Annotated in this window: 12 protein-coding genes, 1 tRNA gene and 1 pseudogene; 3 read left to right on the forward strand and 11 right to left on the reverse strand. The window is 58.7% G+C overall.

Annotated features, from left to right (window positions below):
• Nucleotides 1–213 precede the first annotated feature (213 nt).
• The gene (locus JFU48_RS26500; protein ID WP_201138174.1) at nucleotides 214–2,250 is read right to left on the reverse strand and encodes an oxidoreductase; all 2,037 of its coding nucleotides are present in this window, start codon (nucleotides 2,248–2,250) and stop codon (nucleotides 214–216) included.
• Nucleotides 2,251–2,456: 206 nt separating this feature from the next.
• On the opposite strand from JFU48_RS26500, the gene JFU48_RS26505 reads away from it, so the two are divergent.
• Entirely contained in the window at nucleotides 2,457–3,587 is a 1,131-nt protein-coding gene (locus JFU48_RS26505; protein WP_201138175.1) for a nitrilase-related carbon-nitrogen hydrolase, read from the forward strand.
• 3 nt (nucleotides 3,588–3,590) lie between these two features.
• Nucleotides 3,591–4,631: an AraC family transcriptional regulator gene (locus JFU48_RS26510; RefSeq protein WP_003223644.1), complete on the forward strand. Its 1,041-nt coding sequence runs from the start codon at nucleotides 3,591–3,593 to the stop codon at nucleotides 4,629–4,631.
• Between the two features lie 326 nt (nucleotides 4,632–4,957).
• Here JFU48_RS26510 and JFU48_RS26515 read toward each other — a convergent pair whose 3' ends face one another.
• Together JFU48_RS26515 and JFU48_RS26520 are read right to left on the reverse strand one after the other, a co-directional pair.
• On the reverse strand, nucleotides 4,958–5,854 hold the full coding sequence (locus JFU48_RS26515; protein ID WP_201138176.1) for a DUF2242 domain-containing protein: 897 nt from the start codon (nucleotides 5,852–5,854) through the stop codon (nucleotides 4,958–4,960).
• A gap of 92 nt (nucleotides 5,855–5,946) precedes the next feature.
• Nucleotides 5,947–6,846, reverse strand: a complete 900-nt coding sequence (locus JFU48_RS26520; RefSeq protein ID WP_201138177.1) for a LysR family transcriptional regulator — start codon at nucleotides 6,844–6,846, stop codon at nucleotides 5,947–5,949.
• Between the two features lie 120 nt (nucleotides 6,847–6,966).
• Between JFU48_RS26520 and JFU48_RS26525 the strand changes: the two genes are divergently transcribed.
• Nucleotides 6,967–8,163 (forward strand): MFS transporter, encoded by a 1,197-nt coding sequence (locus JFU48_RS26525; RefSeq protein WP_201138178.1) that lies wholly within the window; start codon nucleotides 6,967–6,969, stop codon nucleotides 8,161–8,163.
• Between the two features lie 547 nt (nucleotides 8,164–8,710).
• Here JFU48_RS26525 and JFU48_RS26530 read toward each other — a convergent pair.
• The 8 genes and pseudogenes from JFU48_RS26530 to JFU48_RS26565 all read right to left on the reverse strand — a co-directional run bounded on the left by JFU48_RS26530 (nucleotide 8,711) and on the right by JFU48_RS26565 (nucleotide 19,161).
• Nucleotides 8,711–10,041: pseudogene (locus JFU48_RS26530) on the reverse strand (IS4 family transposase).
• A 124-nt stretch (nucleotides 10,042–10,165) separates the two neighbouring features.
• Nucleotides 10,166–12,037, reverse strand: coding sequence for a SurA N-terminal domain-containing protein (locus JFU48_RS26535; RefSeq protein WP_003223636.1), 1,872 nt, complete (start codon nucleotides 12,035–12,037; stop codon nucleotides 10,166–10,168).
• A 236-nt stretch (nucleotides 12,038–12,273) separates the two neighbouring features.
• Nucleotides 12,274–12,546 (reverse strand): HU family DNA-binding protein, encoded by a 273-nt coding sequence (locus tag JFU48_RS26540; protein ID WP_008077714.1) that lies wholly within the window; start codon nucleotides 12,544–12,546, stop codon nucleotides 12,274–12,276.
• A 147-nt stretch (nucleotides 12,547–12,693) separates the two neighbouring features.
• The gene (gene lon, locus JFU48_RS26545) at nucleotides 12,694–15,090 is read right to left on the reverse strand and encodes an endopeptidase La (protein ID WP_003223634.1); all 2,397 of its coding nucleotides are present in this window, start codon (nucleotides 15,088–15,090) and stop codon (nucleotides 12,694–12,696) included.
• 162 nt (nucleotides 15,091–15,252) lie between these two features.
• Entirely contained in the window at nucleotides 15,253–16,536 is a 1,284-nt protein-coding gene (gene clpX, locus JFU48_RS26550) for an ATP-dependent Clp protease ATP-binding subunit ClpX (RefSeq protein WP_003223632.1), read from the reverse strand.
• A 112-nt stretch (nucleotides 16,537–16,648) separates the two neighbouring features.
• Nucleotides 16,649–17,284: an ATP-dependent Clp endopeptidase proteolytic subunit ClpP gene (clpP, locus tag JFU48_RS26555; RefSeq protein WP_003223631.1), complete on the reverse strand. Its 636-nt coding sequence runs from the start codon at nucleotides 17,282–17,284 to the stop codon at nucleotides 16,649–16,651.
• Nucleotides 17,285–17,376: 92 nt separating this feature from the next.
• On the reverse strand, nucleotides 17,377–18,687 hold the full coding sequence (gene tig / locus JFU48_RS26560; protein ID WP_003223629.1) for a trigger factor: 1,311 nt from the start codon (nucleotides 18,685–18,687) through the stop codon (nucleotides 17,377–17,379).
• Nucleotides 18,688–19,085: 398 nt separating this feature from the next.
• Nucleotides 19,086–19,161: transfer RNA gene (locus JFU48_RS26565), tRNA-His, on the reverse strand.
• Nucleotides 19,162–19,202: the final 41 nt, after the last annotated feature.

A 19,202-nucleotide genomic window follows, 5' to 3' on the forward strand; every position in this document is an offset into this window, starting at 1 on the left:
TCTGGACTGAGCCGGCATTCTAATCGCTCACAGGACGCCATCGCGAGCAGGCTCACTCCTACAGGATCCGCGCCATCCATAAATTCTGCGAACACCACAAATCTACTGTGGGAGCGGGCTTGCTCGCGAAGGCGTCGTGTCAGTCGACATGTGTATTGGCTGACACTCCGCTTTCGCGAGCAAGCCCGCTCCCACATTGGAGATTTGTGGGGCTTAGAGTTCAGCAGCCAGACGCGATCCCTGATTGATCGCGCGCTTGGCATCCAGCTCCGCCGCCACATCGGCGCCGCCGATCAGGTGCACGTTCTGCCCCGCCGCCACCAGACCGTCCTGCAGCTCACGCAGCGGATCCTGGCCGGCGCAGATCACGATGTTGTCCACTGCCAGCACTTGCGGCTCGCCGGTTTCGCCGATGCGGATGTGCAGGCCTTCGTCGTCGATCTTCAGGTATTCGACGCTGTTGAGCATCTGCACCTGCTTGTTCTTCAGGCCAGTGCGGTGAATCCAGCCGGTGGTCTTGCCCAGACCGTCGCCGACCTTGGTTTTCTTGCGCTGCAACAGAAACACTTCACGGGCCGGTGCATGTGGCGCCGGTTTGATCCCGGCCACGCCACCACGGGCTTCCAGATTCGTGTCGATGCCCCACTCTTTCCAGAACGCGGTGCGATCCAGACTGGTGGCCACGCCTTGGTGCACAAGGAATTCCGAGACGTCGAAACCGATACCGCCCGCGCCGATCACCGCCACGCGTTTGCCCACCGGTTTGCGCTCGAGGATCACGTCCAGGTAGCTCAGCACCTTGGCATTTTCGACACCCGGAATCGCCGGCACACGTGGCGCGATGCCGGTGGCGAGGATGATTTCGTCGTAACCGCCCTCGACCAGTTTCGCCACGTCGACACGGGTGTTCAGGCACACCTCGACATGGGTGGTCTGCAGCTTGCGCTTGAAGTAGCGCAGGGTTTCGAAGAACTCTTCCTTGCCCGGCACACGCTTGGCGATGTTGAACTGGCCACCGATTTCGCTGGCCGAATCAAACAACGTCACCTGGTGCCCGCGCTCGGCGGCCACGGTCGCGGCGGACAGACCGGCAGGGCCGGCACCGACCACCGCGATCTTCTTGATCTGCTGCACCGGCAGGTAGTTGAGCTCGGTTTCGTGGCAGGCACGCGGGTTGACCAGGCAACTGGTGAGCTTGCCGCCGAAGGTGTGATCGAGGCACGCCTGGTTGCAACCGATACAGGTGTTGATTTCGTCGGCGCGGCCTTCCGCGGCCTTGTTGACGAAGTCCGGATCGGCGAGGAACGGCCGGGCCATCGAGACCATGTCGGCATCACCTTCAGCGAGGATCTGCTCGGCGATTTCCGGGGTGTTGATGCGGTTGGTGGTAATCAGCGGAATGCTCACCGAACCACGCAACTTGGCGGTGACCTTGCTGAACGCGGCGCGCGGCACTTTGGTGGCGATGGTCGGAATGCGTGCTTCGTGCCAGCCGATGCCGGTGTTGATGATGGTCGCGCCGGCCTGCTCGATGGCTTTGGCCAGGGTCACGATTTCTTCCCAGGTGCTGCCGCCCTCGACCAGATCGAGCATCGACAGGCGGAAAATGATGATGAAGTTCGGGCCCACCGCTTCACGTACACGACGGACGATTTCCACCGGCAGGCGCATGCGGTTTTCGTAGCTGCCACCCCAGCGGTCGGTACGGTGGTTGGTGTGCGCGGCGAGGAACTGGTTAATGAAATAACCTTCCGAGCCCATGATTTCCACGCCGTCGTACTCGGCGCTCTGCGCCAGAACCGAACAGGTGACGAAATCGCTGATCTGTTTCTCGATGCCTTCCTCGTCCAGCTCTTTGGGCTTGAACGGGTTGATCGGTGCCTGAATCGCACTCGGCGCGACCTGTTTCGGGCTGTAGGCATAACGCCCGGCGTGGAGGATCTGCATGCAGATCTTGCCGCCCGCCTCATGCACCGCGCGAGTGACGATGCGGTGCTTGAGCGCTTCTTCCTCGGTGGTCAGTTTGGCTGCGCCGGAGTACACGCCGCCCTCATCGTTCGGGCCGATACCGCCGGTGACCATCAGGCCGACACCACCCCGGGCGCGCTCGGCGAAGTACGCCGCCATGCGTTCGAAGCCGCCCGGTTTTTCTTCGAGGCCAGTGTGCATCGAACCCATCAGGGTGCGGTTGCGCAGCGTGGTGAATCCCAGGTCCAGCGGGGCCAACAGGTGCGGGTAATGGGCGGTCATCGGTAACTCCACAACGAGCGATCACGGAAATTGCGGGAGCTCTGCGTCCCCCGTCAGTCATGTTCGACAGACTAAGAGTCGCACTGCTGTCACTCAATGACCGAAACTGACAACTTATTGATCCAAATGCGCAGCGCCCCTTGGCAAGCGCAGGTATGCGCCCTACCCTAGTCGCCACACCCTGTACCCGGCTGTTGTTGGTTTTCATGCGCAAACTTCTGTACCTGTTTTTCTCCATGGCCATCGTTGCCGCCCTGACCACCTACGCCATGTGGGCGGCGGACCGGCCGGCGGGCCATTACCTGTCGGACCTGCGCATCAAACTGGCGGTCGATCAGGGCACCCCAGCTGATCGAGGCAACCTGCTGGGCATCCAGCCGGAACTGTTCCCCACCGACTACCAAAGTCCCGAGCGCCTGCACCGCAAACTCGCGGCTTATCTGCAGCAGGCGCAGGATCAGGGGCTGCTGAACGAAAAAACCGTGGTGGTCCTGCCCGAGCATGTCGGCACCTGGCTGATGATCAGCGGTGAGAAAGACGAGCTGTACCAGGCCCCGACTCTCGTCGAAGCGATGAACTGGCTGGCGGCGAGCAATCCGCTGCTATTTGCTCGCGCCTGGCTCACTGCCAAGGGCGAAAATCGCCTCGACGACGCGCACCTGCGCATGAAGTCCAAAGTCATGGCCAAGGATTACCAGGCGCTGTTCGGCGGGCTGGCCAAGGAATTCCACGTGACCTTGGTGGCCGGTTCTATCGTCTTGCCCGAACCGAGCATCCGCGACGGCCAGCTCAAACCCGGCAGCGGCGCGCTGTTCAACAGTAGCGTGGTGTTCGGCCGTGATGGTGTGCCGCTGGGCCAGCCCCAGCGGCAGATGCACCCGATTTTCGAACAGCGCGACGTGATCAATAGCGAAGACGAGCATGCGATCAACGTGATCGAGACCCCGGCCGGGCGTCTGGGTGTGCTGATCGGCAGCGACAGCTGGTACCCCGACAACTATCGCCGACTCGACGAGCAAGGCGCGCAACTGGTGGCGGTGCCCGCCTTCGTCGTCGGTCACGACGCCTGGAATCAGCCGTGGGCCGGCTACAAGGGTTCGAGCACACCGGGTTCGGTCAGCCTCAAGCCCGGGGAAATCAGTGAGGGTCAGGCCTGGCATCGCCTGACGCTGACCGCGCAGCCGCCGAGCAGTCGCGCGATTGCCGGGATGAGTGTGTTCCTGCGCGGCCAGTTCTGGGACAAACCCGGTTCGGGACAAAGCTTCCTCAGCAGCAACGGCCAGCAATTCGCCGATGGCGAAGCCCGTGGCGCGCGTCTGCTGAACATCTGGTTGTAACCCATGAAACCAATGCCGATGCGCCTTGGGGATCTGTCGGTTGGCTTCGTCCACAGCCTTGCCGATGCCGTGCGCAGCCATGGCGTCGACCCGCAACCGCTGCTGGAACAATACGGACTGGACGCCGCTCGACTGGCCGAGGCCGGCGCGCGGCTGTCGATCCCGCGCTACATGCGTCTGGGGCACAGCGCGATTCAGTTGACCGGCGACCCGGCACTTGGCTTGCGCATGGGCCTGCTCAGTCGTTTGAGTCAGGCTGGGCTCGCCGGGGTCACCGCCGCTCAGGCGCCGACCGTGCGCGAGGCCGCCCGTTGCCTGATCCGCTTCGAGCCGTTGTACGGTTCCAACTATCGCGGACAGTCGAGTTTTCATGAAGACGCGAATGGCGCCTGGCTGCGCTTCTATTCGATCAGCCCGTACAACGCCTATAACCGCTTTGTGGTGGATTCAATCATCGCTGGCTGGCTGCATCAGCTGTCCAGCGTCGGCCGCGAGCAACTGCGAGCGGAACGCATCGAAATCGAATTTGACGAGCCAACCTATCGCGACGCCTACAGCGTGCTGGGCGACTGTCCGCTGCAGTTCGGCGCCGAACGCAATCAACTGCGCTTAAGCCTCACCAGCCTCGCTCAGCGCAACCCGGAGCACTGCCCGAGCACCTGGAAGCATTTGCTCGCGTTGTGCGAACGGGAGCTGGAGCAATTGACCCGCACCCGCAGTCTGCGTGAACGCATCACTCAGCTGTTGGGGCCGTTGCTCAATGGTGGCCGGGAACCCGACCTGGAAGAAGTGGCGGCGCGTCTGAAGCTGCCGACCTGGACGTTGCGGCGCAAACTGGCCGAGGAAGGCACGCAGTTTCGTGCGATCCTCAATGACACCCGCCGTGATCTGGCGATGACCTACATCCGCGACACCGAACTGGCGTTCGGCGAAATTGCCTACCTGCTGGGCTTTGCTTCAGCCGAGGCGTTTCAGCGCGCTTTCAAACGCTGGAGCGGGCAGACCCCTGGCGAGTTTCGCCGCAGTCACCGCAAAACCGCCTGACGCCTTACAGCTCGGTGGCGTCTTCTGCCGGTTCTGGCTGATCGAGCTCAAAGGCCTGGTATTCGAGCAGTTCTTCTTGATAGTCATCCATCGTGTCATCCCCCTGCTGCTCGCTTGAAAAATAGCCCGGTCAAATAACCAGTGCTTCGAGCATAACGTGCCCGTGTGAAGGAAAAGTGAAACCCTTCCTTCATGAAATAAAACGTAGCAGGTGGTCAGGAATTTATCGCAGGATTTTTGTCGGGGGAATGTAACGAGATTTGAGTACACCACAAAACAAATGTGGGAGCGGGCTTGCTCGCTCCCACAGGTGGGCTGCGCGCAGCTTATTGCATTGCCGGAATCGGTTCGGACGGCGGCGGGATATTGGTCGGGTTGGCCGGCGGCGTAATCGTTTCGGTGGCCGGAGCAGGTTCAGCACTCGGTGCCGGGGTGATCGGCGCGGGCTCGGCAGGCGGCACCACGGGTTCGGAACCCACTGGCGTCGGTGCAACCGGGGCCGGCGCTGGGGTCGCTGCCGGTGCTGCCGGCGCCGTGGTCTGGGCTGGCTCGACAATCCCGGCTGGCGGCGGTGCAGGCGTTGTCTCTACCGCCGGTGCCGGGGTTGCCGGGGTTGCCGGCGCTACAGCGGCAGGCTTCGGCTCCGGCACACCGAGGTCGGTCTTGGGTTTTTCTTCGATGTGCGCCGCTTTCTTCGCATCCGCCGGCAGGAACAGTTCGACCAGGGTGAAGAATCGCTCGTAGAACTTCTGCGAGGTCACGGTCTCACTGGCGACCTTGACCATCGAATCATCGGAGGAACCGATCGGCATCGACACCGAACCCAACACGCCGACTCCGAGGCTGGCGGAGTTGTTGGTTTTCTTCAGCGCGTAGCGATCCTGCAAGGCGTTGGCGAACACTGTGGCATGGTGCTTGGCACTGCCATCTTCGGCGCAGACCACGTTGAAGCTGATCTCCAGGTGGGTTTCACCGGTTTGCTGGAAGCTCTTGTGGCCACTGACCAGTTTCGGGTCGCTGCTGGTGATGATGTAGCCCTGGCTGAGCAACGCACGACGGGCCGCCTCACAACTGGCGACATCGGCAACCGGGTAATTGCGAGAATACGTACCGGAATCGTCGAAATTCTCATGCTCATAGATCGGCTTGTCTTTCGAACAGCCGGCCACAGCGGTCAACAACAGCGCCAACCCAACGACACGCATGGGAGTTGAAATCAACATTAAACATCCTGAGGGAAAACGGTCCGGGGCGTATTGTGCAACAGATCGCGGCCCCGCGGCGCACGGATTAGTGTCTTAAAACAGTTACAACTTTACCGAGGATGAGCGTCGGGAAAAAGCCGCGTCGATAAATGATCGATAAATACCCGCAATTTGGCGGTTGCATGGCGGCTTGACGGCCACAACACCCAGAACTGACCGACGTGTTGCAGATGAGCATCCAGCACCCGTTGCAAGCGCCCCTGCGCCACTGCCTCATGGGTCATGAAGTCCGGCAGGCAGGCGATGCCCATGCCGGCAATGGCTGCATGGCTGACGGCTTCGATCGATGTACTGACCAGTCGGGCCGGCAAGACCGGCTCCGCCCCACCCTCCTCGCGAATCAACGGCCACGGTTCCAGTTTGCCGGTGGCGTGAAAGGTATGCCGCAAACAGGCGTGATCCGCCAGATCGGCTGGGATCTGCGGCACGCCACGTTGCTGCAGATACAGCGGGCTCGCCACCAGCACCATGTGAAACTCGCCCAAGGGCCGCGCCATCAGCCGTGAATCCCGAGGCTTGCCGGTGCGAATCACTGCATCGAAGCCCTCCTCGACCATATCGACCATGCGATCGGTCAGGTCCAGATCCAGCTCGATCTGCGGGTACAGCGCCATGAACTCGTTCATCACCGGCATCACCAGCCCATGCACCTGCGGCAGGCTGATACGCAACTTGCCATGGGGTTGCGACGCGGAATTGCAAAGTTCGAACTCGGCGGCTTCCACCTCGGCGAGAATCTTGCGACAGCGCTCGAGGAACAGCGCACCCTCGCTGGTCAGGGTGATGCTGCGAGTCGTGCGATGAAACAGCCGCACGCCAAGTCGCGCCTCCAGCCGCGCGATACTTTTGCCGACCGCCGAAGACGACACGCCCTGCAGCCGCCCCGCTTCGGTAAAACTGCGGGTCTCGGCAACCTGCACAAACACCGAAATACTGCCCAGGCTGTCCATTCCACTCCTCCCATTCACGACATCCGTGTCCGATATGTTCGGAACCGTAACCCATTTTTCTCCAATGCGCAGCGCCCTAGCCTATGGCCTTCATCCCCTTCGGCACATGGACGCTGAATCATGAACGACGCACAACTCACCTCACCAAACCTCGGCACTGCACTTGAAGAACCCGAACGCTTGCCCCTCGGCGCCCTGCTGGCCCTGGCCACCGCCGGCTTCATCACCGTGCTGACCGAAGCCATCCCCGCCGGCCTGCTCCCACAGATGAGCGCTGGGCTGAATGTCTCGCAAGCGCTGGTCGGCCAACTGGTCACGCTGTACGCCATTGGTTCGATGCTCGCCGCCATTCCGCTGACCATCGCCACCCGCAGCTGGCGCCGGCGCCCATTGTTACTGTCAGCCATCGGCGGCTTCGCCATCGCCAACAGCATCACCGCCCTGTCAGAGCTGTACTGGCTGACCTTGATCGCACGACTGCTGGCCGGGGTCTTCGCCGGGTTGCTCTGGGCATTGCTGGCAGGCTATGCCAGCCGCATGGTTGCGCCCCACCTGCAAGGCCGGGCCATCACCGTCGCCATGCTGGGCGCGCCGCTTGCACTGTCGCTGGGCATCCCGGCGGGAACGTTGCTCGGCACGATGGTCGGCTGGCGCCTGAGCTTCGCGATCATGACCGCACTGACGCTGCTGCTGGTGGCCTGGGTGCGCTGGCAAGTGCCGGACTTCCCCGGCGAGCGCGTGGGAAAACAACTGCCCCTGCGTCAGGTCTTCACCCTGCCCGGCGTGCGACCGGTACTGTTCGTGACCCTGTCCTACGTGGTTGCTCACAACCTGCTGTACACCTACATCGCACCGTTCCTGCAACCGTCGGGACTGGCCAGCGATATCGACCGGGTGCTGCTGGTTTTCGGCCTCGCCTCAGTGCTGAGCCTGTGGATCGTCGGCAGCCTGATCGACCACTGGCTGCGCGAGCTGGTGCTGATCAGTACGCTGCTGTTCATGCTCTCAGCCATCGCCTTGGGCCTGTGGCGAGAATCGGCGACCGTGGTCTACATCGCCGTCGCCGTGTGGGGCCTGGCGTTCGGTGCGATGCCCTCGCTGCTGCAGACAGCTTCAGCGAAAACCGCCGGGGATGCCGCTGATACAGCGCAGTCGATGCTGGTAACGCTGTGGAATGTCGGGATCGCCGGCGGCGGACTGGTGGGGGGATTACTGCTGGGGAATCTGGGGGTTGGCGCGTTTCCATGGATTGTTGTGGGGTTGCTGGTTTTGACTTTGTATGCGGCGCTCAGGGCTCGGGGGAATGGGTTGGCTTGATTGGGACTGTGAGGGAGTGGGTGGCTGCTAGGCTGCCTTCGCGAGCAAGCCCGCTCCCACAGTGGGGCCGAGTACATCAGTAAGAGGTTGGTCGGCTGTCAGGCCGCCTTCGCCAGCAGGCTGGCTGGCTGGCTGGCTCCTACAGTTTAGAAAGCGTGCCCCGCATGCGGCGAAGCCGCCCCACTCAAATGGCCGAGTGTCAGCTCGCCGAAAGCTCTTGATCTTGCCGTGTCGGCCCCATCGGCAGGCTGAGTGGAGGGATTTATCCGGGGGTGGGAGCGCAGCGACCGTTCGACGCAGTCGAACACATCGAGAGGAGGTGCAGCGAAGCAAACCGGAGGCGATGCCCCCGGATGAATTCCGGAGCGAAGGAACCCGAGCCTAAGCGAGGGCCGAACGCCGGGGCCCAGACTTTTGGTTACTTTGGGGCGTTTGCCAAAGTGACTCGCCGTAAGGGCGAAACCGCCAGCCGCAACACCCGAAGCAACGGATATACACCCAAATCCCAACCATAAAAAAAGCCCCGACCATAAGGTCATAATGCTGTTCACTTAAGTGGAGCAGCCTTACGATCCACAGGAAACCGGGTCTTTGAAATTTTCACCGTCCTAGGTCTCGAAGGCCTTGGGCGGTGATCCAGAAACAATCCTCCAATACCTGCCCTCAACTCTGATAGCCGCCTCCCTGTCGCTGAAATCGGATTGGCTGCTGCCATTACGATCAGTTGGACCGCGATGTACTGACAGGCTGGTTTGAAGCGGATGTCCGAAGGGAGGCGACCCAATGCAACTGCCGCTTGACTGGCTTCCCGACGAACCACGTTGTAAGCCAGCAACAGTCCCCAGACTTCCTGATAGATCAAGTCGACTTTTTGCTACGCAAGGTCACTGCGTTCTGCTGCATTGAGCTTTTGATGTCTCTGAAGCCTAACTCGATTTCCCAGCGTTCCTGATAAAGCCGGGCAACGGCTTCGGTGCTGTAGGTGCTCGCCGGCAGTGACGTCATGACTGTCTTGAGTTTGCCTTGAATTTCATAGCTGACTTCGCGGGCCTCCCAATGTGTTGAGAGGGCCGGATTTCGGGCTCTGGCTTGCGGTGAGACCTTCATGCGCACCAGGCGATCATGCGGGTTGTAACGAGCCACTTCCTCACAAACCGTGCCTTTTTTGGCTGGAATCAACCAGTGCCGATGTGTACCGGCTTTATTCAGATTCGACAGTAGTTCGGCACCCCAGAACCCTTTATCGAATAACGTCACCGAGTGATCGGGAACCTGCTGCAAAAACTCGTCGGCCAAGCGCATTTCACTGCGTCGGTAAGGGCTCAATTGGGCATCCAGGATTACGTGCGAACGCACATTCATCAACGCCACCAAGCGCAGCATGGGGAACGGAGTCTGGCGCTCGGTCCGGGTGTTTCCCGACCCGAAATGATCTCGAAGTTCGGGCGTATCCGGAGTACGCAAAAGCGCACCGTCCACTGCAAACACTTGCAGGCCCTGCCAAGCATCATCGGTATAACGCTCCGCGCCCCATTGATGACCTGTCTTGCGAAATAACCATTCAACAGGATCGGCACCGAGCCGCTTACGCGCTTCGGTTACACCGCTTCGTGCTAATAGCTGGTCAGAGGCCAGCCCTTGGGCACAAATGTTCAAACGCCTGGCCACTTCGTGGACCGGCTCGTCACGAAACAGCGCCATGCCGAGTACCAGCCAAAGCACTTGATCGGCGGGCAAGCGACGTCGGCGAATGGTCGCCTGACTGGAGAGATCCAGTGCAGACGCTACCCACTCAACCGGAATATGTTGGGTAAAGGTACTCAGATCGCAGAAGTTAAAAAGATCGCCAAGGTCGAGCAGGTCTTGCTGAACAGACATAAAAAATCCGATGCCAGAGGTCTGGCATCGGATTTTCAAGTAAGCCCTGCTGAGACTCAAATGCTTAAGTGAACAGCATTACGACCATAAGGTCAGGGCTTTCCTGCTACCACTCAGTCAAACATCAATACCGCTTGATATCAGCCTGGCTTTCCAACTGCTTACGGAACGCCGCAAAGTCCTGCTGACCTTCACGCGATGCGAGGAAGCGACGGTACTGAGCCTTCTCTTCTTCAGTCGGCGCCACCGCCTCGTTGACACCATTCAGACGCACAATCATCAGACTGCCGTCCTGCAAGGTCACGCTGGTGAACGTCGGTTTGTCCTTGGCTGCAGGTTTCGGCATGCGGAACAACGCCTGCAGCACAGTCGGATCAATGCCTTCCTGAGCACGGGTCGCCGCCGTCACAACCTTCCAGCTCTGGCCATCAACCGCCTTGTCCAGCGGAGTCTTGCCATCACGCAGACTGGCGATCAACTGTTCAGCCTTGGTCTTGGCCGCAGCGCTGGCATGCTCTTTGGTCAGCTGGGCACGAATAGCAGTGTTGACAGCTTCCAGCGGCAGTTGCTCAGGCTTCAGGTGTTCCTTGGCGCGCAGCACGACCACAGTTTCCGGATCCAGCTCGATGCCGGTGCTGTTGGCATTTTCTTCCAGCACTTCCTGGCTGAATGCAGCGGCCACCACAGCACGGTTGGCCGCGATGCCTTCGCCACCTTCGCGGCCGAATGGTTTGGAGGTGTGCACGGTCAGTTTCAGATCTGCCGCAGGCTGGGCCAGGTCAGACGCTTCGAACGCCGAGTCTTCCAGTTGCTTGGTCGCCTCGACGAAACGCTGCTCGACCTGTTGGGTCTTCAGCTCGCGGGTCAGCTTGTCTTTCAGGCTGGCCAGGGTCGGGACTTCCGGCGCTTCAACACCCAGCAGCTTGATCAGGTGGTAACCGAAATCGGTACGCACCGGCTCGGACACCTGGTCCTTGTTCAACGAGTACAGGGCTTTTTCGAAGGCTGGGTCATAGACGCCAGGACCTGCGAAACCGAGGTCACCACCATTGTTGGCCGAACCCGGGTCCTGCGAGAACTCCTTGGCCAGCGCTTCGAATTTCTCGCCCTTGGCCAGACGCGCCTGGACTTCTTCGATCTTCGCCTTGGCCTGAGCGTCGGTCGTCTTGTCGTTGACTTCGATCAGGATATGCGCCGCGCGACGCTGCTCCGACAGGTTGGCGATCTCTTTCTGATACGCCGCCTGCAGGTCTTCGTCCTTGACCGCAACCTGGTCAAAGAATGAGGACTTCTTCAGCTCGACGTAGTCGACAACCACCTGCTCAGGGGTCATGAACTCCTTGGCGTGCTCGTCGTAGTAGGCCTTGACCTCATCGTCGGTCAACTTGACCGCGGCCGGATCGGCCTTGACGTTCAGCGAAGCGAAGTCGCGGGTCTGTTTTTCCAGACGGGCGAATGCCAGCACTTCGGCGTCGGTGACGAAGCCGCTGCCGGCAACACCGGCGCGCAACTGACCAATCAGCATTTCCTGAGCCAGCATCTGGCGGAATTGCATACGGGAGTAGCCCAGTTGACGGATCACCTGGTCGAAGCGCTCGGAGCTGAACTTGCCGTCCACCTGGAATTCAGGGGTCTGCAGGATCACCTGATCCAGTGCGCCTTCGGAGAAAGCGAATTTCGATTGTTCTGCGCCTTGCAGCAGCAGCTTGCGATCGATCAGCCCCTTGAGGGCCGACTCGCGGAGCATTTTTTCGTCAAGCAAGGAAGCATCGAAGTCCTTGCCCAGCTGTTGCATCAACTGGCGACGTTGCATGTCAACGGCCTGGCTCAGCTCGTTCTGGCTGATTTCTTCACCATTGACCTTGGCCGCATCGTTGGAGTGCGTAGTGGCCTTGAAAATGGCATCGAAACCGGTCAAAGCCATCAGTGCAACGATGACCCCGATAATGGTCTTGGCAATCCAGCCTTGTGAATTGTCCCTGATATTCTGCAGCATGCGTCCCCCAGAAACGGTTGAACTTCAAAAATTAGGCAACCGTGGAGCGTGGGTAGAATCCGGATAGAAGAAAGGCGCATCCGAGGATGCGCCTTCTCGTAACTGGCGGAGCGGACAGGGCTCGAACCCTCGATCCCGGCGTAACAGGCGGCTGTTCCAGCGACCTGCTCTACCGCTCCGCTGCCAAGTCAGGCTTGACCCCGACCCGGATGGGTAAAAACCTGAAACAAACTAACTTAGTTGACAGCTTCTTTCAGTGCTTTACCGGCTTTGAAACCTGGCTTTTTAGCAGCAGCGATTTGCAGCGTCTTGCCGGTCTGTGGGTTACGACCAACGCGAGCTGGACGATCAGTCACGGAGAAAGTGCCGAAACCAACCAGAACAACGGAGTCGCCAGCCTTGAGAGCGCCAGTGACGGATTCGATTACAGCGTCCAGCGCACGGCCAGCAGCAGCTTTCGGGATATCAGCGGATGCAGCGATAGCATCAATCAGTTCCGACTTGTTCACTCTAAGTCCCCTTATATCTATTTTGAGATGATTCTAAGTTTTTTGGTGAAAGCAAAAACAGTGCTGAATGGCCTACAGACACTTAAGAGCCGCTTTATAACAAGGGCTCTAAAAAGCTGTCAAGGAAGCCCCCCAGGCAAAAACGGATTAATGCGTGCTAATTCTTTCCTTTGAATCAGACTCACGTTTTTCGTCCTTGGAAACTATCTCCGGAGCCACATCCGGCAAGGGCTCCGGCGCGTATTGCAGCGCAATTTGCAGGACCTCGTCAATCCATTTAACCGGTTTAATCTGCAGATCCTGCTTGATATTGTCAGGAATCTCCTTCAGATCGCGCACGTTCTCTTCCGGAATAATCACAATCTTGATTCCGCCGCGATGAGCCGCGAGCAGTTTTTCCTTCAGACCACCAATTGCCAGCACTTGACCACGCAGAGTGATTTCGCCGGTCATGGCGACATCGGCGCGTACCGGGATCCCGGTCAATGCCGACACCAGTGCCGTGCACATGCCCACACCAGCGCTAGGGCCGTCCTTCGGGGTCGCCCCTTCCGGCATGTGAATGTGGGTGTCGCGCTTCTCGTGGAAGTCCAGAGGAATGCCCAGGCTCTTGGCACGGCTGCGTACAACAGTCAGCGCGGCAGTGATCGATTCGACCATTACATCGCCCAGCGAACCGGTCTTGATCAATTGACCTTTACCCGGCACCACAGCCGCTTCGATGGTCAGCAGTTCGCCGCCCACCTGCGTCCACGCCAGGCCAGTCACCTGACCGATCTGGTCCTGTTGCTCAGCCAGACCGTAACGGAATTTGCGCACGCCGAGGAAATGCTCCAGCAGATCAGCTGTCACTTTTACCGAGAAGCGTTTTTCCAGCGCGTGCTCTTTGACGGCCTTGCGGCAGACCTTGGCGATCTGACGTTCGAGGCCACGCACACCGGCTTCGCGGGTGTAGTAACGGATGATGTCGCGAATCGCTTCTTCGTCGAATTCCAGCTCGCCCTTCTTCAGACCGTTGGCGGCAATCTGCTTCGGCGACAGGTACTTGACGGCGATGTTGATCTTTTCGTCTTCGGTGTAGCCCGGCAGGCGAATGACTTCCATCCGGTCCAGCAGTGCCGGCGGTATGTTCATCGAGTTCGAGGTGCACAGGAACATCACATCGGACAGGTCGTAATCGACTTCCAGATAGTGATCGTTGAAGTTGTGGTTCTGCTCCGGATCGAGCACTTCCAGCAACGCCGACGCCGGGTCGCCACGCATGTCGCTGCCCATTTTGTCGATTTCATCGAGCAGGAACAGCGGGTTGCGCACACCCACTTTTGTCATCTTTTGAATCAATCTTCCCGGCATCGAACCGATGTAGGTCCGGCGGTGACCACGAATTTCCGCCTCGTCACGCACGCCACCAAGGGCCATGCGCACGAATTTACGGTTGGTGGCGTGGGCAATCGACTCCGCCAGCGAGGTTTTACCCACGCCAGGAGGACCGACCAGGCACAACACCGGGCCACGAATCTTCTTCACGCGCTTCTGCACGGCGAGGTATTCAAGGATGCGTTCCTTGACCTCTTCAAGGCCATAGTGATCGGCGTCGAGAATGTCTTCAGCACGCGCCAGGTCGAGGCGTACCTTGCTCTGTGCCTTCCACGGCACCTGCACCAGCCAGTCGATGTAGGAGCGCACCACGGTGGCTTCAGCGGACATCGGCGACATCTGCTTGAGTTTGTTCAGCTCGGCGGTGGCCTTGGCCAGGGCATCTTTTGGCAAACCGGCAGCGTCGATGCGCTTTTTCAGCTCTTCGATTTCGTTGTGACCTTCGTCACCGTCGCCGAGCTCTTTCTGAATGGCCTTCATCTGCTCATTCAGGTAGTACTCGCGCTGGCTGCGCTCCATTTGCTTTTTGACGCGGCCGCGAATGCGTTTTTCGACTTGCAGCAGATCGATCTCGGCATCCAGCAACGCGAGCACGTGCTCGACCCGGGCCGACAGATCGATGATTTCGAGAATTTCCTGCTTCTGCTCGATCTTCAGCGCCATGTGCGCGGCCATGGTGTCGACCAGGCGGCCAGGCTCATCGATGCTGTTGAGCGACGACAGGACTTCAGCCGGGACTTTCTTGCCTAACTGCACATATTGTTCAAACTGCGACAGCAGGCTGCGCACGAACACTTCGGATTCGCGCTCGGCGGCATCAACTTCATCGATCAGCGAGACCTCGGCGCGGCAATGCCCGTCGACTTCACTGAAGCGCTCTACAGCGCCGCGCTGCTCACCTTCGACCAGAACCTTGACCGTGCCATCCGGCAGCTTCAGCAGCTGCAGCACAGTAGCAATCGTACCTACGCGATAGAGAGCGTCTTCACCGGGATCATCGTCAGCCGGGTTTCTCTGGGCCAGCAGCAGGATCTGCTTGTCGCCCGTCATCGCGGCCTCGAGGGCTTCGATGGATTTCTCGCGCCCCACGAACAGCGGGATAACCATGTGCGGATAAACCACGACATCGCGCAATGGCAGGAGAGGCAATTCGATGGTTGTCTTCATGATTTCGCCTCTACGGCGGCCATATGGCCGTAATCAGATGGAATTAAGCTTGAAACCAAGATGGGGGCTGCCTTGAAAAAAAACAAGCGCTAAGCGGATGTAAAAAACGACATAAAAAAAAGAGGCCCGAAGGCCCCTTCTGTGTTCCGGCAGTGTGGACGCTTACGCGTCCGGCGCTGCCTTGGCCGTCGGCTCACTGTTTTCGTAGATATACAGTGGCTTGGACTTGCCTTCAATCACGCTTTCATCGATGACGACTTTGCTCACCTCGGACTGCGAGGGGATTTCGTACATCGTGTCGAGCAGCACACCTTCGAGAATCGAGCGCAGGCCACGAGCACCGGTTTTACGTTCCAGGGCACGCTTGGCGACCGATTTCAGTGCGTCGGTCCGGAACTCCAGATCCACGCCTTCCATCTCGAACAGCTTGGCATACTGTTTGGTCAGAGCATTTTTCGGCTCGGTGAGGATTTGCATCAGCGCAGCCTCGTCGAGCTCGTCCAGCGTCGCAAGCACCGGCAGACGACCGACGAATTCCGGGATCAGACCGAACTTGACCAGATCGTCAGGCTCGACTTCACGCAGGGATTCACCGACTTTCTTGCCTTCTTCCTTGCTGCGTACTTCTGCGTTGAAACCGATGCCGCCCTTGGTGGAACGGTTTTGAATAACCTTTTCCAGACCGGAGAACGCACCACCACAGATGAACAGGATGTTACGGGTGTCGACCTGCAGGAATTCCTGCTGCGGATGCTTGCGGCCACCTTGCGGCGGAACGGAAGCGACCGTGCCTTCGATCAACTTGAGCAAGGCCTGCTGCACGCCTTCACCGGAAACATCGCGGGTGATCGACGGGTTGTCGGACTTGCGGGAAATCTTGTCGATTTCGTCGATGTAGACAATGCCCATCTGGGCCTTTTCCACGTCGTAATCGCACTTTTGCAGCAATTTCTGAATGATGTTCTCGACATCTTCACCTACGTAACCGGCCTCGGTGAGGGTGGTTGCGTCGGCGATGGTGAACGGAACGTTCAGCAGGCGGGCCAGTGTTTCGGCCAGCAGGGTTTTACCGGAGCCTGTCGGGCCGATCAGCAGGATGTTGCTCTTGCCGAGTTCGACGTCGTCAGCCTTCTTGTCACGCTGATTCAGGCGCTTGTAGTGGTTGTACACCGCTACGGCCAGAACCTTTTTCGCACGCTCCTGACCGATTACATACTGATCAAGGATGCCGCTGATTTCTTTAGGCGAAGGCAATTTATGCGCGCTGCTTTCGGCCTGGGCTTCCTGCACCTCCTCGCGGATGATGTCATTGCACAGGTCGACGCACTCGTCGCAGATAAAGACCGAGGGGCCGGCAATCAATTTGCGTACTTCATGCTGGCTTTTGCCACAGAAGGAGCAATAGAGCAGCTTGCCGTTGTCCTCGCCGTTGCGGGTGTCAGTCATTCGTTCGATCCAAATCCGATAGGCTTGCAACACAAGATGAAGGCTATTGCGGGCTTTTTCAAGCCCGCTGGTGGTCGGACCTGCCGACCAACCTTATTTTGAGCTGCTTATTTTACGCAGGACGCTGGCTGATGACTTCGTCGATCAGGCCGTATTCCTTCGCAGCTTCTGCACTCATGAAGTTGTCGCGATTGGTGTCGCGCTCGATTTCTTCAAGGGTACGACCGCTGTGCTTGGCCATCAGCGTGTTCAGACGCTCGCGAATGAAGAGGATTTCCTTGGCATGGATTTCGATATCCGAAGCCTGACCCTGGAAACCGCCCAGAGGCTGGTGAATCATCACACGCGAGTTCGGCAGGCAGAAACGCTTGCCAGGAGCACCGGCCGTCAGCAGGAATGCACCCATGCTGCACGCCTGACCAATGCAGGTCGTCGATACGTTTGGCTTGATGAACTGCATGGTGTCGTAGATCGACATGCCCGCTGTCACCGAACCGCCCGGGGAGTTGATATAGAGATGGATGTCCTTGTCCGGGTTTTCCGCTTCAAGGAACAGCAATTGCGCACAGATCAGGTTGGCCATGTAGTCCTCTACAGGACCCACCAGAAAGATTACACGCTCCTTCAGAAGGCGCGAGTAGATGTCATAGGCGCGCTCGCCACGAGCAGATTGCTCGACAACCATCGGGACCAGGCCGCCGGCGGCCTGGATATCAGAGTTCTGCTGAATATACGAATTACGGAACATGCTCTGCAGTCACTCCCAAATAGTTATGTCTTGAATACGCATAAGCCAGCTCGAAGGCTGGCTTATGTGTGTACTTCTTAACGCAAAAACAATCAGTCGGCTTTTGGAGCTTCTACCGGCTTGACCGCTTCTTCGTAAGAGACCGATTTGTCGGTCACGCTAGCTTTCTGCAGAACAGTATCCACAACTTGTTCTTCCAGCACAACCGAACGGACTTCGTTCAGTTGCTGCTCGTTCTTGTAGTACCAGGACACAACCTGCTCAGGTTCCTGGTAAGCAGAAGCCATTTCCTGGATCATTTCGCGAACGCGGGCTTCGTCAGGCTTCAGGTCGAATTGCTTGACCACTTCAGCCACGATCAGACCCAGCACTACGCGGCGCTTGGCTTGCTCTTCGAACAGCTCGGCCGGCAGTTGGTCAGGCTTGATGTTGCCACCGAACTGCTGAACAGCCTGCACGCGCAGACGGTCAACTTCGTTGGACAGCAGAGCCTTAGGTACTTCGATCGGGTTGGTGGCCAGCAGACCGTCCATAACCTGATTTTTTACCTTGGACTTGATGGCCTGACGCAGCTCACGCTCCATGTTCTTGCGAACTTCGGTGCGGAAGCCTTCCAGACCGGTTTCCTTGATGCCGAATTGAGCGAAGAACTCTTCGTTCAGCTCTGGCAGCTTTGGCTCGGAAACGGTGTTTACAGTCACGGTGAACTCGGCGGTTTTGCCGGCCAGGTCCAGGTTCTGATAGTCCTCTGGGAAGGTCAGGTTCAGAACGCGCTCTTCGCCCGCTTTAGCGCCAACCAGTCCTTCTTCGAAGCCCGGGATCATGCGACCGGAACCCAGCACCAGCTGAGTACCTTTGGCCGAGCCGCCAGCGAAGGCTTCGCCGTCAACCTTGCCAACGAAATCGATGTTCAACTGGTCTTCGTTCTGAGCGGCACGATCGGCCACTTCGAAACGGGTGTTCTGCTTGCGCAGGATGTCCAGCATTTTATCCAGATCAGCGTCAGCCACTTCAGCGCTCAGGCGCTCGACAGTGATGCCGTCGAAACCGGCAACGGTGAACTCAGGGAACACTTCGAATACGGCAACGTATTCCAGGTCCTTGCCAGCTTCCAGCGACTTAGGCTCGATCGAAGGCGAACCGGCAGGGTTCAGCTTCTGCTCAACCACAGCTTCGTAGAAGGAGGACTGGATGACATCACCAACAGCTTCCTGACGAGCGTCAGCACCGAAACGGCGCTTGATTTCGCTCATTGGCACTTTGCCTGGACGGAAGCCAGCAATCTTGGCCTTTTGGGCAGTCTGCTGCAGACGCTTGTTGACCTGGCTCTCAATGCGCTCAGCCGGCACGGTGACGCTCATGCGGCGCTCAAGAGCAGTAGTATTTTCAACAGAAACTTGCATGGATATTCCTCGTTGCACAGACGTTAGCCGGCCGTTTCCGACCCCAGAATCAAGGGCATGCATTCTAGTGGGTCAAACTCAAGAAGTCACCCTACTGAAAACGGGTAAAAAAACAGCAGGCCATTTATAGGTGTGAATGCATCAATGCACTCCACCCCGAAGATGAATAAAGACCATCACGCCAGGGCTCTGCTTCAACCGCTTCTATATATAGAAGAGACCGCGAGCCATCTCCCTGACGGCCGATCCAGCGAACATGGCCGGTGGTCGGCACGCTGGCCGCAAGCCCCTGAACACGACGAAACGCCTCGCCCTTCGAGCCGAAACCCAGCGCAACAAACCACAAGCCGTAAAACAAAAAAGGCGCCAGACTGTTAAATCTGGCGCCTTTCGAAATATGGGGTGGACGATGGGGATCGAACCCACGACAACGGGAGTCACAATCCCGTGCTCTACCAACTGAGCTACGCCCACCATATTGCGTCACAAAAAAGCCATTCAACTTCTTTGCTGAA

This window comes from Pseudomonas sp. TH49 (assembly GCF_016650625.1).
Taxonomy (GTDB): Bacteria; Pseudomonadota; Gammaproteobacteria; order Pseudomonadales; family Pseudomonadaceae; genus Aquipseudomonas; species Aquipseudomonas fluorescens_H.

Excerpts from the sequence above, each read along its gene's own strand:
- JFU48_RS26500 (WP_201138174.1), bottom strand. The coding sequence starts at position 2,250 with ATGACCGCCCATTACCCGCACCTGTTGGCCCCGCTGGACCTGGGATTC.
- JFU48_RS26505 (WP_201138175.1), top strand. The coding sequence starts at position 2,457 with ATGCGCAAACTTCTGTACCTGTTTTTCTCCATGGCCATCGTTGCCGCC.
- JFU48_RS26510 (WP_003223644.1), top strand. The coding sequence starts at position 3,591 with ATGAAACCAATGCCGATGCGCCTTGGGGATCTGTCGGTTGGCTTCGTC.
- JFU48_RS26515 (WP_201138176.1), bottom strand. The coding sequence starts at position 5,854 with ATGTTGATTTCAACTCCCATGCGTGTCGTTGGGTTGGCGCTGTTGTTG.
- JFU48_RS26520 (WP_201138177.1), bottom strand. The coding sequence starts at position 6,846 with ATGGACAGCCTGGGCAGTATTTCGGTGTTTGTGCAGGTTGCCGAGACC.
- JFU48_RS26525 (WP_201138178.1), top strand. The coding sequence starts at position 6,967 with ATGAACGACGCACAACTCACCTCACCAAACCTCGGCACTGCACTTGAA.
- JFU48_RS26535 (WP_003223636.1), bottom strand. The coding sequence starts at position 12,037 with ATGCTGCAGAATATCAGGGACAATTCACAAGGCTGGATTGCCAAGACC.
- lon (WP_003223634.1), bottom strand. The coding sequence starts at position 15,090 with ATGAAGACAACCATCGAATTGCCTCTCCTGCCATTGCGCGATGTCGTG.
- clpX (WP_003223632.1), bottom strand. The coding sequence starts at position 16,536 with ATGACTGACACCCGCAACGGCGAGGACAACGGCAAGCTGCTCTATTGC.
- clpP (WP_003223631.1), bottom strand. The coding sequence starts at position 17,284 with ATGTTCCGTAATTCGTATATTCAGCAGAACTCTGATATCCAGGCCGCC.
- tig (WP_003223629.1), bottom strand. The coding sequence starts at position 18,687 with ATGCAAGTTTCTGTTGAAAATACTACTGCTCTTGAGCGCCGCATGAGC.